General features: G+C 63.7%; 14 protein-coding genes. 11 read left to right on the top strand and 3 right to left on the bottom strand.

Features of this window, described 5'->3' with window-relative positions:
• Positions 1-5: 5 nt before the first annotated feature.
• Positions 6-557, top strand: a complete 552-nt coding sequence (gene rfbC, locus MA09_RS00950) for a dTDP-4-dehydrorhamnose 3,5-epimerase (protein ID WP_036244492.1) — start codon at positions 6-8, stop codon at positions 555-557.
• Positions 558-673: 116 nt separating this feature from the next.
• Here the strand turns inward: rfbC and MA09_RS24415 are convergent, their stop codons facing one another.
• Positions 674-1,015, bottom strand: coding sequence for a hypothetical protein (locus MA09_RS24415; protein ID WP_036244491.1), 342 nt, complete (start codon positions 1,013-1,015; stop codon positions 674-676).
• A 318-nt stretch (positions 1,016-1,333) separates the two neighbouring features.
• Here MA09_RS24415 and flhB point away from each other — a divergent pair, with 318 nt between their 5' ends.
• From flhB to MA09_RS00930, 3 genes are all read left to right on the top strand, one after another.
• Positions 1,334-2,509: a flagellar biosynthesis protein FlhB gene (gene flhB / locus MA09_RS00940; RefSeq protein WP_036244490.1), complete on the top strand. Its 1,176-nt coding sequence runs from the start codon at positions 1,334-1,336 to the stop codon at positions 2,507-2,509.
• Between the two features lie 176 nt (positions 2,510-2,685).
• A complete protein-coding gene (gene flhA, locus MA09_RS00935) occupies positions 2,686-4,806 on the top strand; it encodes a flagellar biosynthesis protein FlhA (RefSeq protein ID WP_036244487.1) in 2,121 nt (706 codons plus the stop codon).
• Between the two features lie 330 nt (positions 4,807-5,136).
• The gene (locus tag MA09_RS00930) at positions 5,137-6,297 is read left to right on the top strand and encodes a glycosyltransferase (protein WP_081897350.1); all 1,161 of its coding nucleotides are present in this window, start codon (positions 5,137-5,139) and stop codon (positions 6,295-6,297) included.
• Positions 6,298-6,333: 36 nt separating this feature from the next.
• Here the strand turns inward: MA09_RS00930 and MA09_RS00925 are convergent, their stop codons facing one another.
• A complete protein-coding gene (locus tag MA09_RS00925) occupies positions 6,334-6,570 on the bottom strand; it encodes a hypothetical protein (protein ID WP_036244485.1) in 237 nt (78 codons plus the stop codon).
• Positions 6,571-6,927: 357 nt separating this feature from the next.
• Here MA09_RS00925 and flhF point away from each other — a divergent pair, with 357 nt between their 5' ends.
• The 6 genes from flhF (at position 6,928) to MA09_RS00895 (ending at position 12,120) form a co-directional block, all read left to right on the top strand.
• A complete protein-coding gene (flhF, locus tag MA09_RS00920; protein ID WP_036244484.1) occupies positions 6,928-8,391 on the top strand; it encodes a flagellar biosynthesis protein FlhF in 1,464 nt (487 codons plus the stop codon).
• Entirely contained in the window at positions 8,384-9,181 is a 798-nt protein-coding gene (locus tag MA09_RS00915; RefSeq protein WP_036244483.1) for an antiactivator of flagellar biosynthesis FleN protein, read from the top strand. The genes flhF and MA09_RS00915 overlap by 8 nt, the downstream gene beginning before the upstream one ends.
• Before the next feature lie 159 nt (positions 9,182-9,340).
• Positions 9,341-10,075, top strand: coding sequence for an RNA polymerase sigma factor FliA (locus MA09_RS00910; protein WP_036244481.1), 735 nt, complete (start codon positions 9,341-9,343; stop codon positions 10,073-10,075).
• Positions 10,057-10,800, top strand: coding sequence for a flagellar motor protein (locus MA09_RS00905; RefSeq protein WP_036244480.1), 744 nt, complete (start codon positions 10,057-10,059; stop codon positions 10,798-10,800). The genes MA09_RS00910 and MA09_RS00905 overlap by 19 nt, the downstream gene beginning before the upstream one ends.
• A gap of 13 nt (positions 10,801-10,813) precedes the next feature.
• Positions 10,814-11,566 (top strand): flagellar motor protein MotD, encoded by a 753-nt coding sequence (motD, locus tag MA09_RS00900; protein WP_036244479.1) that lies wholly within the window; start codon positions 10,814-10,816, stop codon positions 11,564-11,566.
• 59 nt (positions 11,567-11,625) lie between these two features.
• Positions 11,626-12,120 carry a hypothetical protein gene (locus MA09_RS00895; protein WP_036244478.1) on the top strand — a complete coding sequence of 165 codons (495 nt, stop codon included), beginning with the start codon at positions 11,626-11,628 and terminating at the stop codon, positions 12,118-12,120.
• A 144-nt stretch (positions 12,121-12,264) separates the two neighbouring features.
• Here MA09_RS00895 and MA09_RS00890 read toward each other — a convergent pair whose 3' ends face one another.
• Entirely contained in the window at positions 12,265-13,305 is a 1,041-nt protein-coding gene (locus tag MA09_RS00890; protein WP_229440511.1) for a M35 family metallo-endopeptidase, read from the bottom strand.
• 311 nt (positions 13,306-13,616) lie between these two features.
• On the opposite strand from MA09_RS00890, the gene MA09_RS00885 reads away from it, so the two are divergent.
• Positions 13,617-15,179 (top strand): diguanylate cyclase domain-containing protein (locus MA09_RS00885; RefSeq protein ID WP_036244476.1); only part of this gene is annotated, 1,563 nt, incomplete at its 3' end.

Raw genomic sequence — 15,179 nt, 5'->3', positions numbered from 1 at the left:
TCGATATGCCATATACCGTTACCCCAACCGACATCCCCGACGTGCTGGTGTTAACCCCGAAAGTGTTTGGTGACGCGCGAGGCTTCTTTTTTGAAAGCTTCAATGCGCAGGACTTTAGGAAGGTCACGGGCTTGGTGGTTGACTTTGTACAAGACAACCACAGCAAGTCGGCGAAAGGCGTATTGCGCGGCTTGCACTACCAGATCCAGCATGCCCAAGGCAAACTGGTGCGTGTGGTGCAAGGCAGTGTCTTTGACGTTGCGGTCGATTTGCGGAAATCGTCACCAACCTTTGGACAATGGGTGGGGGAAATCCTGAGCGCAGACAACCATCGTCAGCTATGGGTTCCGCCGGGATTCGCGCATGGTTTTGTCGTGCTGAGCGAGTCAGCCGAGTTCCTCTACAAGACCACGGATTACTGGTATCCGGAGCATGAGCGCAGCCTGATGTGGAACGATCCAACTGTGGCTGTCGAATGGCCGATCGATTTTACTCCCCAGCTGGCAGCAAAGGATGCTTCAGGCCGGTCTTTGGAACAGGCTGATTTGTTCGATTAGAGCGCCAACAGCGGCCTTTTACACGGCAAAGTAATTACTTCAGAATAAAAACGGCCGCAAAGCGGCCGTTTTCAATCATTCTCGACAAAGTGCTGGAAAGCACTCTGCTAAAACGATTAGTGGTGGGTCGTAGCTGCGTGGCTGGTGCTCGAGTCGCTGTCCGAAGCAGCAACGCCGACAGCGGCAACAGCGGCGCCGATGGCGACCAGGGTGGTGGTCGACAGGCCGGCCAGGGCGGTGCCGCCCAGGAAGCCAGCGGTGCTGGCGGTGCCAGCTGCTGCGCCAGCGGCACCTGCAGTGCCAGCAGCACCGGCAGTGCCGGTGGCGCCAGCAGTACCAGCGGTACCAGCGGTGCTGGTAGCGGCAGTGTTGGTTGCTGCGGCAGGTGCGGCGGTCTGGGCCAGCACTTGGGTCGACAGCAGGCTCAAGATCGCGCTAGCGACGAGAAGCTTTTTCATGTGGAGTCCTTGTTTGTTCAAAATTACAGAAGTGCGGAGTGCTACTTTTGCAAGCACATTATATTACCAAAACATTTCCTTGCATTAAAAAAAGGAACTGCTCGTTACATTTTTACACACCCTTGCTGCAACGGCATATCCCAAAGGTAAGTTCATGCAGAACGCATATGGCGCCGATGTCAGCATGCAACCGGTTTGTCCAGACGGCGCCCGATGAATACAGGGCACTTTGGTCCCCTATTTGAGGTATGGGTGTACGGCAATATCGGCGACAATGCTGACTTGTACTAGTCACGAACGACAAGGCAGGAAAGCAAGATGGCGGACGACAGCGACGCAGAAAAAACAGAACCAGCGTCACCCAGAAGGCTAGAGAAAGCCCGTGAAGAAGGCGACGTCCCCCGCTCGCGCGAAATTGCCACCTTCACCGTCCTGATGACTGCCGGCGCCGGCCTGTGGATGACCGGCGGCTCGCTGATCGGCAAGCTGGAGCAGGCCATGCAGTCCGGCCTGTCGCTCAGCCGCGACCAGGTCTACAACCCCAGCGTCCTGATCGAACGCATCACCACCGACCTGGTGGCGGTCCTGCTTGCCTGCCTGCCGCTGGCCGGCCTGATCATGCTAGTGGCGCTCGCGTCGCCGCTGCTAATCGGCGGCTGGAACTTCTCGTCCAAGGCATTCATGCCCAACTTCATGAAGCTGGACCCGATCAAGGGCATCGGCAACATGTTCTCCACTAATGCGCTGATCGAACTGTTGAAGGCCGTCGCCAAGACCCTGGTGGTCGGCGCCGTGGCCTGGGTGGTCATCATGAGCCAGAAGGATGCGGTGATCGGCCTGGCGGTCGAACCGCTGAACGCCGGCAGCGCCCATGTGGGCGAGCTGGTGGCCAAGGCTTTCCTGTTCATTACCGGCGCCTTGGGCGTGATTGCCGCCATCGATGGCCCCTGGCAGCTGTACCACTACCACGACAAGATGAAGATGACGCGCCAGGAAGTGATCCAGGAGTCGAAGGAGTCGGACGGCAATCCGCAGATTAAGGGGAAGATTCGCCAGATGCAGCGCGAAATGGCGCGCGGCCGTATGATGCAGAATGTGCCTACTGCGGATGTGATCGTCACCAACCCGACCCACTATGCCGTGGCACTCAAGTACGCCGACGGTCAGAAGGGCGCGCCGCGGGTGGTGGCCAAGGGTGTCGACGAGGTCGCGGCCAAGATCCGCGAGCTCGGCCTTGAACACAAGGTGACCATGCTGGAAGCGCCGGCCCTGGCCCGTGCGCTCTACAAGCATACCGACATCGACGAAGAGATCCCGGAAAAGCTGTTCTCAGCCGTGGCCGAAGTGCTGGCCTATGTCTACCAGCTGCGCGCCTACAAGAAGGGAGAGGGCAACTACCCGGATCGTCCGACGAAACTGCCGGTGCCGGCTGAGATGGACCCGAACGACCCGGCTTACAAGGGACCTGGGGCAAACAATGGGCTCTTGCAGTAATGATAAAACTGTAGGGTGGGCAAGTTTCTTGCCCACGCGGTGAGTGGTAGTCGCGCTGCTTTCGTGGGGATGATCTTGCTACAACTATCACCGCGTGGGCGGAGAATCCGCCCACCCTACAAGACGAGCCGTAATCGGCACCAAAGCACCAATACGAATAGCGGAGCATTGCACTAATGAACAGCATCAAACTGCCGGCATGGACGAACGGGCTCGCGGCACGGGGCGCCAGCGCGCTCGCCGCCCCGATCTTCATCGTCGTCCTGCTGGCGATGATGATTCTGCCGCTGCCGGCCTTCGTGCTGGACGTGCTCTTCAGTTTTAATATCGCGCTGTCCGTTATCGTCCTCTTGACAGCCCTGTACACGGTCAAGCCGCTCGATTTCATGGCCTTCCCGGCCATCCTGCTCATCTCGACGATGCTGCGTCTGGGGCTCAACGTCGCTTCTACCCGTATCGTGCTCACCGAAGGCCATACCGGTGGCGCAGCCGCGGGCAAGGTGGTCGAAGCATTCGGCCACTTCCTCATTGGCGGCAACTTCACGGTCGGTATCGTCGTCTTCGTCATTCTCACCATCATCAATTTCACCGTCGTGACCAAGGGCGCGGGCCGTATCGCAGAAGTGGGCGCGCGTTTCGCCCTGGATGCGATGCCGGGCAAGCAGATGGCGATCGACGCCGACCTGAACGCCGGCCTGATCGGCGAAGCCGAAGCCCGCAAGCGTCGCAGCGAGGTTGCACAGGAAGCCGAGTTCTACGGCGCGATGGACGGTGCGTCCAAGTACGTGAAGGGCGACGCCATCGCCGGCATCATGATCACCCTCATCAACGTGATCGGTGGCCTGATTGTCGGCGTGGTGCAGCACGACCTGTCGATGGGGCAGTCCGCCGAAACTTATACGCTGCTGGCCATCGGTGACGGCCTGGTGGCGCAGATCCCCTCGCTGATCATCTCGATCGCGGCCGGTATGGTGGTGTCGCGCGTGGCCAACGAGGACGACATCAGCAGCCAGGTGACCAACCAGCTGTTTGCGCGTCCGGAAGCCCTGTATATCACCGGCGGCATCATTTTTGCCCTGGGCCTGATCCCGGGCATGCCGAACCTGGTGTTCCTGCTGCTGGGCAGCGCCTTGTGCGGCGGCGGCTGGCTGATCGCCAAGCGGAAGAAGGAGGCGCCGGCCAAGGAAGCGGCCGCCGCGGCCGAAGCGGCGGCTGCCACTGCCGCGAGCGGTGCCACCGCCGCGCCGGAATCGGAAGAGGCGACCTGGCAGGACGTCATGGCGGTCGACACCCTCGGCCTGGAAGTGGGCTACCGCCTGATCCCGCTGGTCGACAAGACCCAGGGCGGCGAACTGCTCAAGCGCATCAAGGGCATCCGCAAAAAATTTGCACAAGAAGTCGGCTTCCTGGCGCCGCCGGTGCACATCCGCGACAACCTCGAACTCAAGCCCTCGGCCTACCGCATCACGCTCAAGGGCGTGGAAGTGGGCACCGGCGAAGCGATCAACGGCCAGTTCCTGGCGATCAACCCGGGCATGGCCAGCGGCACGCTACCGGGCCTGGTGACCACCGATCCGGCCTTCGGCCTGCCGGCTACCTGGATCGACGCCAGCCTGCGCGACGAGGCGCAGAGCCTGGGTTACACCGTGGTCGACGCCGGCACCGTGGTGGCCACCCACCTGAACCACCTGATCACGACCCACGCTTCGGAACTGCTGGGCCGCATGGAAGTCCAGGACCTGCTGGACCACCTGGCCAAGGCGGCGCCGAAGCTGGTGGAAGACCTGGTGCCGAAGGTCGTGTCGCTGTCGACCCTGCAGAAAGTGCTGCAGAACCTGCTGCTGGAAGGCGTGCACATCCGCGACATGCGCACCATCATCGAGTGCCTGTCGGAGTACGCGGGCCAGACCCAGGATCCGAACGAGCTGACCGCCATGGTGCGGGTGGCGCTGGGCCGGGCGATCGTGCAGCAGCTGTTCCCGGGCACCAACGAGCTGTCGGTGATGACCCTCGATAACCGCCTCGAGCGCCTCTTGATGCAGGCGATGGGGGCGGGTGGGGACGGTACCGGTATCGAGCCGGGCCTGGCCGATACCATTGCCCAGCAGGCAGCCAATGCCGCTGCCCAGCAGGAGCAGATGGGCCTGAGCCCGGTGCTGCTGGTACCGGCCCCGCTGCGGGTGCTGTTGTCGCGCTTCCTGCGTCGCGCAGTGCCGCAGTTGAAGGTGCTGTCGCACAACGAAATTCCGGAGACGAAGACGATTCGGGTGACTAGCTTGGTGGGCGTGCCGATGTAAGAGGGGAGGGCCGTGCGAGGCGGCTCTTCGGTAAGGCCCCCTAACTGTCGGGAATCAAGTCGGAGTGCCAATCTGATAATGCCGTGCCGTCGGCTTTTTCCAAACCTCACCTGTTTGTCTCTTTTTGGAATCATCCCCCCCATATGGGGCCGGTTGTTGGTTCCTAAAATCAACTTAACCCGTTGATTTGTGATAACATTCTGGTTGCTCTACAAGCAAAACAATAAGTTTCCCAAGCCGTGATGTCATCGCGGCTCATCTACAACCACCTCCCGATCAGCCAACGTTGTTCAGTTGGATTGAACACGTTCGGTGTCTTTGCGATAAATAATGCTGGAATATCATCAATTTGGGCTTGGCTTGACCGCGTTGGCTGTGAGTTTTGCAGTTTGTCTGCTCATCGTCCTGTCGCAGAAGTGGCACGGCAAACTCTCCCACGATCATGACCTGGATGGTGTGCAGAAGGTGCATACGACCGCCGTGCCACGCATCGGCGGCATTGGTGTCATTGCAGGCGTCCTGCTTGGACTGGCGCTGTTCCAGATGCTGGCCCCGGCCGGCATCGATCCCATGCATTCGGCCGACATCCGCCTGCTGCTGCTCGCAAGCCTGCCGGCCTTCCTCGCAGGTTTGATCGAAGACTTCACGAAACGCGTGTCCGTGCGGGTGCGTTTGGCGGCAACCGCGATGAGTGCGCTGATTGCCAGCGCCGCGCTGGGTGCTACCCTTACCGAACTTGACATATGGGGCGTAGATTCCCTGCTGGTATTCGCCCCGTTCGCCATCATCGTGACGGCCGTGGTCGTCGCAGGCGGCTCGAACGCCATCAATATCATCGACGGCTTCAATGGCCTGTCGGGAAGCACGATCATCATCATGTCGGCTGGCCTGGCTGCTGTCGGCCTGCAGCATGGCGACAACCTGGTGGTGGCGGTCGGCGCACTGTGCATCGGCGCGACCCTCGGGTTCCTGGCCTTGAACTATCCGTTCGGTAAGCTGTTCCTTGGTGATGGCGGCGCTTATTTCCTGGGTTTCCTGGTGTCGGAGATGGCGGTGCTCCTTCTGGTGCGCAACCCGTCGGTGAACGCATGGCAGGTCCTGGCGATCTGCGGCTATCCGGTCATCGAGGTGCTGTTCAGCATGTACCGCCGTCGCGTGATCCAGAACGTCAGTCCAGGCGCACCGGATGCGCTGCACCTGCATACGCTGGTGTTCCGCAGGCTCGTCTATAAACATGTCCGCCGTGACGCGTCCCGTCCGTGGAACCGCAATGCGGGTGTAGTGTGCTTCATCGCCCCTGCAGTGGCAATGTGCGTGGCGGTGAGTGTGATTGCCGGCGCATCGGCGCCGGTCAGCCTGGCGATCGTGGTGGCGCAGCTTGCGCTCTACATTGCAGTGTATGGCCGTCTTGTGCGGGGCCGTTGGGGTGTTGCCGGTCGTGCCGGCGCAGATGCCGTTTCGGCCAGCGCCAACGCTTCTTCGTCTTCCTGATTTGCACGCCGCGATACCGGCCCGCGGTGGCCGGTATCAGCGGTGTCGCCGCTGTACCCACCAGTTCTCGAACCAGATCGAGAAGTGTAACAACAATCCTGTGACGAACAGGAAATCTCCCACACTACCTAGACGCAGGCCTGCGGCAATGACGCCCGCGATCAGGCATGCCGTTCTCAGGGCAGGGATGCTGCTGTCGAGCGTCTTGCAGCAGGTGGTCAAAAAGGCTTCTCCAGACATGCCGGCCTGACGCTTCGGTATCCTGAATTTCATCTGTAGGGCCTTTCATTGTTGTTCCGGAAACCTGGCTTGATCGAGTATGCCTCAAATTCGTCACAGTTACAATCTGAGACAATTGAGTTCTAACAACATATTGTCAGGACGGATCCGGCGTTGTATTCGCGCTACGAATAACAGTTATCTAGGGCGCGCATGATGTTACCTAAATAGCACTTTTTGTGTCGCACGGGTCACATCTTCATCATTGTCTCGGTCTTGAATTAGGCCCGATTCCCCTTCCTATTCCTCCGATGGTTTCCTTGCGGCATCGCCAATAATGCTGGCTATGGACGGGCAACTGCGCCCGCAACGACTAGAACAGTACAGCTGAACGAAGTGCGGAGAGAAACGATGAACGTGAAGAAATTTACAGCGGCTACTTCCCGTGACGCCTTGCGCAAGGTGCGCGAGGCACTCGGCCCTGACGCGGTCATCCTCTCCAACCGTCCGGTCGACGGCGTGGTCGAGATCCTGGCACTGGACAACGACGACGTCGCCGCGCTGGCTTCCCCGGCCATCGAAGAGCCGCAGGCGCCGAGCTTCCAGGCTTTCGACAACGACTTTGATCCTGAGCCGGTCTTCGCCCGCGCGCCAGCCGCCTTTGCACCTGGCGCCGCACGCGAACCGGAACCACGCCAGGCCGCGTCCCGCGCCGCAGCACCCAGGCTCGATCCCTTCGCCGGCCAGCCTTATGTGGAACGCCGCGCAGCGCCCGCCATCGAACCGGAAATCCCGCCGACCTACGTCAACCGCCGCGCCCCGGCGCAAGAAGCGACGATCGACATGGCCGCCATGAGCCAGATGATGAGCGCCGCCATCGCCCAGGCCAAGGAATCGGCCGCTCTTGAAATGAGCGGCATGATGAACGAGATCCGCGCCATGCGCGGCCTGATGGAAACCCAGCTGGCCGAGCTGTCCTGGAACGCGACCCAGCAGCGCGAGCCGCAGAAGGCCGCCGTGCTGCGCGAGATGCTGGCTGCCGGTTTCTCGGCCACCCTGGCGCGCTACCTGATCGACAAGATGCCGGCCACGAAGGATGCGGCCGAAGCCCTCCGCTGGATCAAGACCGTCCTGGCCCGCAACCTCACCACCATCGCCAACGAGGACGATCTCCTGAACCGCGGCGGCGTGTTCGCCCTGGTCGGCCCGACCGGCGTCGGCAAGACCACCACCACCGCCAAGCTGGCCGCGCGCTGCGTGATGCGCCACGGCCCGGACAAGCTGGCCCTGATCACCACCGATGCCTATCGTATCGGCGGCCACGAGCAGCTGCGCATCTACGGCAAGATCCTCGGCGTGATGGTGCACTCGGTGAAGGACGAGGCCGACCTGCGCATCGCCCTCAAGGAACTCAAGAACAAGCACACCGTCCTGATCGATACCATCGGCATGTCGCAGCGCGACCAGATGGTGACGGAACAGGTGGCCATGCTCAGCGAATCCGGCGCCGACGTGAAGCGCCTGCTGTGCCTGAACGCGACCTCGACCAACGAGACCCTGAACGAAGTGGTGCGCGCCTACCAGGGCTCGGGCCTGGCCGGCTGCATCATGACCAAGCTGGACGAAGCCGCTTCGATCGGCAACGTGCTCGACGTCGTGATCCGCCAGAAGCTGAACCTGCATTACATCTCGAACGGCCAGCGCGTGCCGGAAGACCTGCACCTGGCCGACCGCGCCATGCTGATCGACCGCGCCTTCCGCAACAACCGTAACGCGTCGGCCCAATTCGGCGACGCCGACCTGCCGCTGATGATGGCCGCCGCCGCGGTCGGACAAAATGCGGACCGCAGCCTGCGCGAGGTGCACCTTGGCTAGTTTCGATTTCGACCAGGCCGAAGGCCTGCGCCGGATGCTGCAGGGCCCGCGCCCGCGCATCGTCACGTTTCTCTCCGCCACGCCTGAAGACGACAAGGGCGCCATGCTGGTCAACCTGGGCGCCTCGCTGGCCCAGCTGGGCAACGAGGTCCTGATTGTCGATGCCTGCGAACGCGACTACGGCGTGGCGCGCCGCCTCGGCCTGAGCCGCGCCGCCACGCTGGCGAACGTGGCGCGCCAGGAGTGCGGCCTGAACCAGGTGCTGCACGCGGTGCCGCAGGGCTTCTCGGTCGCTACGCTCGGCAGCCCGCAGGGTAGCAATGATGCGCGACGCCTGGCCAAGACTTTCGACGTGCTGGTGAAGCAGGCCGGCATCGTGATGGTCGACGGCGAACTCGGCCCCGACGGCGAATTCCCGCTGCCGCTGATGGCGAGCTCGGAGATCGTGGTGCAGGTCGGCACGTCCGCCGCCTCGATCACGAATGCCTATGCGCTGATCAAGCGTCTGGCCCAGCAGCTGGGCCGCCGGCCCTTCGGTATCCTCGTGACCGGGGCGACAGAGGCCGAGGCCAAGGTGGTATACGATAATATGTCTACTGCGGCAACACGTTACCTGGCGGTCAGCCTGAGCTCGATGGGCTCGGTGCCGGCCGACGAGTACCTGCACCGGGCCGCGCGCCTGGGCCGGGCGGTGGTCGATGCCTTCCCGCTGGCAGGGGCGTCGGTGGCGTTCCGGCGCCTGGCGGGCAGGTTCGCGTTGCACGCGGTGCCTGGGCTGGGACGGGGATAATCGTAGGGGTGATCTGTTCCAGTAGACCAGATCACGGTGTCCCGCCCACGCGGTGATAGGTGAGATAGGAATAGCCGCACAGGCAGCGGCACGGCCGGTTGACGGCGTGGGCGGGAAGACCCGCCCACCCTACAAGAGAAAAACAGATAAGCGAAACGCATGTACACGGTCAAAGGGAAAGCGGACAAGAACCATTTGCTGACGGAGCACATGCCGTTGGTGAAGCGTCTTGCCCACCACATGAAGGCCAAGCTGCCGCCTTCGGTGGAAGTCGATGACCTGATCCAGGCCGGGATGATGGGCCTGCTGGACGCGATCAACCGCTACGAAGACAACCACGGCGCCCAGTTCGAGACCTACGCGGTGCTGCGCATCCGCGGCGCCATGCTCGACGAGCTGCGCAACAGCGACTGGATGCCGCGCAGCACGCGCCAGAACATGCGCAAGGTCGAAGCCGCGATGGAAGCGCTGCAGCAGCGCCTGGGCCGTCCGGCCAGCGAATCCGAGATCGCCAAGTCGCTGAAAATGTCGCTGGCCGACTACCAGGAGATGCTGTCCGACGGCGGCGGCCACCAGCTGCTCTACTACGAAGACTTCCACGAGGCCGGCGAAGAGGGCGGCGACAGCTTCCTCGACCGCCATGCGGTGGACGACGCCGACCCGCTGCGCAGCCTGCTCGATACCGGCTTCCGCCAGGCCGTGATCGACGCCATCGACGCCCTGCCGCCGCGCGAGAAGATGCTGATGGGCCTCTACTACGAGGAAGAACTCAACCTGAAGGAAATCGGCGCCGTCATGGGCGTGAGCGAGTCGCGGGTGTCGCAGCTGCACACCCAGGCCGTGTCGCGCCTGCGCGCGGCGCTGCGGGAGCAATTGTGGACTGGGCCAGCGTAGCCGGCCTGGTGCTCGCGATCGCGGGCATCTTCATCGGCCATACGCTGGACGGCGGCAAGTTCGCTTCGCTGGTCCATCCGTCCGCCTTCGCCATCGTGGTGATCGGCACCTTCGGCGCCGTGCTGCTGCAGAGCGAGCGGCGCAGCTTCATGCTGGGCCTGCGCATGCTGCGCTGGGTGTTCTTCCCGCCCAAGTCGGGCCGCGACCTGCTCTCGCGCGAGATCGCGCTGTGGAGCCTGTCCGCGCGGCGCGACGGCCTGCTCTCGCTCGAGCAGTACATGGGCACCAAGGACAAATTCATCCAGAAGGGCCTGCGCCTGGTGGTCGACGGCATCCAGCCCGAGAAGATCCGCAACCTGCTCGAGAACGACATCAACGCCTACGAATTCTCGCAGCGCCAGGCGGCGCGCATCTGGGAATCGGCCGCCGGCTATGCGCCCACCATCGGCATCCTGGGCGCGGTGCTGGGCCTGATCCACGTGATGGAAAACCTGTCCGACCCTTCGCGCCTGGGTTCCGGCATCGCGGTGGCCTTCGTCTCCACCGTGTATGGCGTGGGGCTGGCCAACCTGTTCTTCTACCCGGTCGGGAACAAGCTCAAGGCCATCGTCAGCGACAAGGTGGCCCAGTACGAGATCCTCGCCGAGGTCTTCCACGACCTCGCCACCGGCGACCACACCCGCGTGGTCGACGAACGGGTGGCGAGCCTGCTCACGCGCCACTGATCGGCACAGGCCCATGGCGCGCAAACGCTACGACGACGGCATCCAGGAAAACCACGAGCGCTGGCTGATCTCCTACGCCGACTTCATCACGCTGCTGTTCGCCTTTTTCGTCGTCATGTACGCGATCTCGATCGTCAACGAGGGCAAGTATGCGGTGCTGTCCGAAGCCCTGGGCGACGCCTTCGGCGGACGCAGCCTCGCTCCCCAGGCACATACCAGCGTCGAGCCGGTACTGCCGCTGTCGCACATCGTCAACCGCAAGCGCCAGGAGGCGGCGCGCCGCGAGCGCGAGCGCATGGAGGTGCTGGCCCGCGATCTGACGGCCACCCTGATGCCGCTGGTGAAATCGGGCCAGGTGCGGGTAACGCAGAATGCGCGCGGGATCGGCATCGAACTCAATGCCAGCGTGCTGTTCGCCCAGGGCGAGGCCGTGCTGCAGCAGGATGCGCGCGAGGTGCTGGGCCAGGTGGCCGGGCTGCTGAAGCATGCGCCGCAGCGCATCGAGGTCGAGGGCCATACCGACAACCTGCCGATCACCAACGAGCGCTTCGCCTCGAACTGGGAACTGTCGGCGGTGCGCGCGGCCAGCGTGGTGCGCCTGTTCATCGAGAACGGGGTGCAGGACGTGCGCCTGTCGGCCATCGGCCATGGCGCCACGCGTCCGGTGGCGCCCAACGACACGCCCGCCAACCAGGCGCGCAACCGGCGCGTGGCCGTGATGATCCTGGCTGCGACGCCGGAACCGCTGCCCGTCGGGGCACAATAATGGGTGAAATAAAATTTCGTTTCTGCAGTCCGTTTGAAATAATATTTCAAGGAGTGGGAATGCATGCAAGACCTTGTCTACCGCCGGCCTTGCTGGTCCTCGGGGCCATGGTGAGCGCCGCCGGCGTCGTCGGCGCACAGGAGAAGGAAGCCCGGGTGCGCCACCAGCTCGAAGTCGAAACCGGTGGCGGCAAGGTCAGGGTGCGCCTGCTGGTCGAGAACCGCGGCGACACCACCATCTATATTCCGCGCGAAGTCGCTGCCGGCGACGAGATCACCGGCCGCCGCTTCGACCTGCGCGATGCCAAGGGGGATCCGGTCGGCTACACCGGCATGATGGTCAAGCGCGGCGCGCTCACCGCTGCCGATTACCAGCCGGTGGAGTCGAACACCATGCACATGAACACCATCGACATCACGCCGTCCTACGCCTTCAAGAAAGGCAGGCAGGGCTACGAGATCCGCTACGACGGTCCGTGGCTGGCCGACGTGGCCCGGCTCGACGCCGTCCAGCACAGCCCGGCGGCGCCGGTGAAGTTCAGCTTCAGCCCATGACAAGGGCCGGCAATGCCGGCCCTGTGCGCTTTTGTAGGGTGGGCGGATTTTCCGCCCACGCGGTCAAATCACGGCAATGCTGCCCGTGCGGCTCCTCAAATCCCAACTATCACCGCGTGGGCGGGGGACCCGCCCACCCTGCCTTCAATTCAGCGCCGGGCTATTCTCGCCGAAATACTCGTGCGAGTCGGCATTCCTGACCGCGCGCGCCGGGGCGCTCTTTGCCAGCTCGGCCGCTCCCTGCTGGCCGTAGACGTGGTCGTCGGTGGCGGCGACCGCGTCGAAATGGCTCAGCTCATGCAGCAGGGTGCCGCCGCGCGAATCGGTGCCGCTCAAGGGAGCCGTCCAGAACGCCTTGCAGACGTAGATTGCGTAGGGCTGGGCCGGGTAGACGTAAGCAAAATAGTTTTCCTTGCAGCCGCAGTCGATCTTCAGGGGCTTGGTCTCGAAGGCGTCGCGGATCGCCGCGAAGTTGGTGTTCACGGTGGCGGCGCGGCCGGCATCCGGGGCGCCGAACCAGGTGCCGTAGCGCGCGCCGTATTGCGCGCCTCCGGTACCGGCAAGCAGGTAGTTGTGGGCGTCGATCGTCATCGCCTTGCCCGCTTCCACGGCCGCCACCAGCTGCTCCTGCTGCGCGTTCGAGCACTTGCTGAATTCCAGTCCGCCGCCGTTGGCAAGCTGCCTGGCCGGGGTCCCGGTCCCGCGCGGCAGGCGACCGTCGATCCAGATGCCGACCTGGCTGGACGCCAGCGCCCCGGGCACCGGACGTATCCCGGACGCGGCGAACAGGCCGCTCGATGCGGTGCGGTAGCGCAGCTGGTAGGGGCCGGTCACGTTCATCTCGTACAGCGCCGACAGCTCGACCGTGCTGCTCAGCGAGGCGCCCGGTTCCAGCCGCAGGTAGTCGTCCGGGCCGGGGGCAGGGCGCTTGACCTTGATGCCGAGGTAGCGCACCGCTTGTCCGTCGCGCAGCACCTCGAACAGCGGCGCCTGCACGCCCGCCACCGGGGTATGCCACTTGAGCAGGAACTGCGGCGTGGCGCTGTTGTTGTGCAGGGTGACGCGCACCAGCACCTCGTCGCTGCGGGCGAACTTCTCGCGTACCGGCGCGACCGTGACGCTCACCTCCTGTGCCAGCACGGGCAGGGCAGGCAGCGCCAGCAGCAGGGCAGGCAACAGCGGCAACAACGAGGTCAGCAGAGGCGGCAGGGAGGGTGGCGCATGGCAGGCTCCTTCGGCGATGTGGACCAGCCTACTGTGCGCTGACGATCGGGCCGCATCTTGAGCAATGCCAAGCGTTTATTTACTGTGAGTAACAAAACGACACTGGATCTATGGTCAATTCACAACAGACGTGATTATCCGTGAATATTTGCTCGATTCATGGCGGGTCTATTGCTATCATGCAACCAATCTATCCAAGTGTAAATATTCTTATTCGAGCCTCCCATGATGACCCTGCATCGATGCCGCCCCGGATGTGCGGGAGGCCGGCCATGAACGGCCATCACGACCTGTTCGACGAGCTGGCCCGCGAGATCGGGCTCGACCGCGAGGAAGTCGAGGCGCGCAAGGCCTACCTGGAGCTGGGCGAGGCCGACGTCGCGGCGCTGCGCGACGTGCACGAGCTGCTCGAATGCCACCGCGATGGTTTCTCGGAACGCTTCTACGCGCACCTGATGTCCTTCCCGAAGCTGCGCGGCATGCTGGGCGACGGCGCCGAGGCGCGCCTGCGCCACGTGCAGGCGGCCTACTTCAGCAGCCTGACGGCCGGCGAGTATGGCGAAGACTACATCCGCGAGCGCCTGCGCGTGGGCGCGACCCACCAGCGCATCGGGCTCGATCCGAAGTGGTACATCGGGGCCTACCGCAAGTACCTGTCCGAACTGAGCGGCCTGCTGTGGCGGCGCCTGCAAGGGCAGCCGGAACGCTTCCACGCCGCCATGGATGCCGTACACAAGATCGTCTGCTTCGACATGGGCCTGGCGCTCGACACCTATGCCCATGCCAGCCAGCGCGCCAGCCTGCAGAACCAGAACTACCTGGAGCAGGTCATCGACGGCATGCCGGCCGGCCTGCTGGTGATCGATGCCGAGCTGCGCGTGCACTCGATGAACCGCACGATGTCGGACCTGCTGGGCGCGCCCGACAGCCTGCTGCTCGAGCAGAAACCTGCGCTGGAAGAACTGATTCCCTGCCCGGAGCTGTGCAACCGCGCCGCCGAGGCGCTGGCCTCGGGCGCGCGCCACGACAACGTGCTGGTCACGCTCGACGACCGCGCCGACGGCGTGCGCTACGTCGACTTCAACATCCGCCGCGCGCGCAAGGACGGCAGCTACATGCTGCTCCTGATCGGCCAGGACATCACCTTCCGCCGCAAGGCCAAGCTGCGCCTGCAGGAGAGCGAGGAATTCTTCCGCCTCACCTTCAACCAGGCCGCGGTCGGCATCGCGCTGCTGGGCAGCGACGGCCGGGTGCTGCGCACCAACAGCAAGATGTCGCAGATCCTCGGTTATTCCGAGATCGAGCTGCTGCAGCGCTTCTTCCAGCAGCTCACCTGCGAGGACGACCTGCCCGACGAGCTGGCCCAGATCGCGCGCCTGAAAGCCGGCGAGATCAGCGACTACCAGCGCGAGAGGCGCCTGATCCGGCGCGACGGCGTCCGGGTCTGGGTCAGCGTCAACGTCTCGAGCATGCGCGACGCCAACGGCAACCAGCGTTTCATCTGCGTCATCAAGGACATCCAGCGCCAGAAGCAGGCCGAGGAAGCGCTGCTGCGCCTGGCCAACCACGACGCCCTGACCGGCCTGCCCAACCGGGTGCTGATGCAGGACCGCCTGGGCCAGGCCATCGTGCAGGCCCACCGCAGCGGCCGCCAGGTGGCGGTGATGTTCATCGACCTGGACCGCTTCAAGCATGTCAACGACAGCCTCGGCCACGATGCCGGCGACGCGTTGATCGTCGAGATCGCGCGCCGCCTGTCCGGCAGCCTGCGCGAGAGCGACACCGTGGCGCGCCAGGGCGGCGACGAATTCGTGGTGGTGCTGCCCGACCTGGCC

It is taken from the genome of Massilia sp. BSC265 (assembly GCF_000740675.1).
GTDB lineage: Bacteria > Pseudomonadota > Gammaproteobacteria > Burkholderiales > Burkholderiaceae_D > Telluria.
Note: the sequence above shows the minus strand (reverse complement) of the source record. Positions and strands in the feature narration are given on the sequence as shown.

Bases quoted from the DNA above. Each gene is read 5' to 3' on its own strand.
- rfbC (WP_036244492.1), top strand. From the start codon at position 6: ATGCCATATACCGTTACCCCAACCGACATCCCCGACGTGCTGGTGTTA.
- MA09_RS24415 (WP_036244491.1), bottom strand. From the start codon at position 1,015: ATGAAAAAGCTTCTCGTCGCTAGCGCGATCTTGAGCCTGCTGTCGACC.
- flhB (WP_036244490.1), top strand. From the start codon at position 1,334: ATGGCGGACGACAGCGACGCAGAAAAAACAGAACCAGCGTCACCCAGA.
- flhA (WP_036244487.1), top strand. From the start codon at position 2,686: ATGAACAGCATCAAACTGCCGGCATGGACGAACGGGCTCGCGGCACGG.
- MA09_RS00930 (WP_081897350.1), top strand. From the start codon at position 5,137: ATGCTGGAATATCATCAATTTGGGCTTGGCTTGACCGCGTTGGCTGTG.
- MA09_RS00925 (WP_036244485.1), bottom strand. From the start codon at position 6,570: ATGAAATTCAGGATACCGAAGCGTCAGGCCGGCATGTCTGGAGAAGCC.
- flhF (WP_036244484.1), top strand. From the start codon at position 6,928: ATGAACGTGAAGAAATTTACAGCGGCTACTTCCCGTGACGCCTTGCGC.
- MA09_RS00910 (WP_036244481.1), top strand. From the start codon at position 9,341: ATGTACACGGTCAAAGGGAAAGCGGACAAGAACCATTTGCTGACGGAG.
- motD (WP_036244479.1), top strand. From the start codon at position 10,814: ATGGCGCGCAAACGCTACGACGACGGCATCCAGGAAAACCACGAGCGC.
- MA09_RS00895 (WP_036244478.1), top strand. From the start codon at position 11,626: ATGCATGCAAGACCTTGTCTACCGCCGGCCTTGCTGGTCCTCGGGGCC.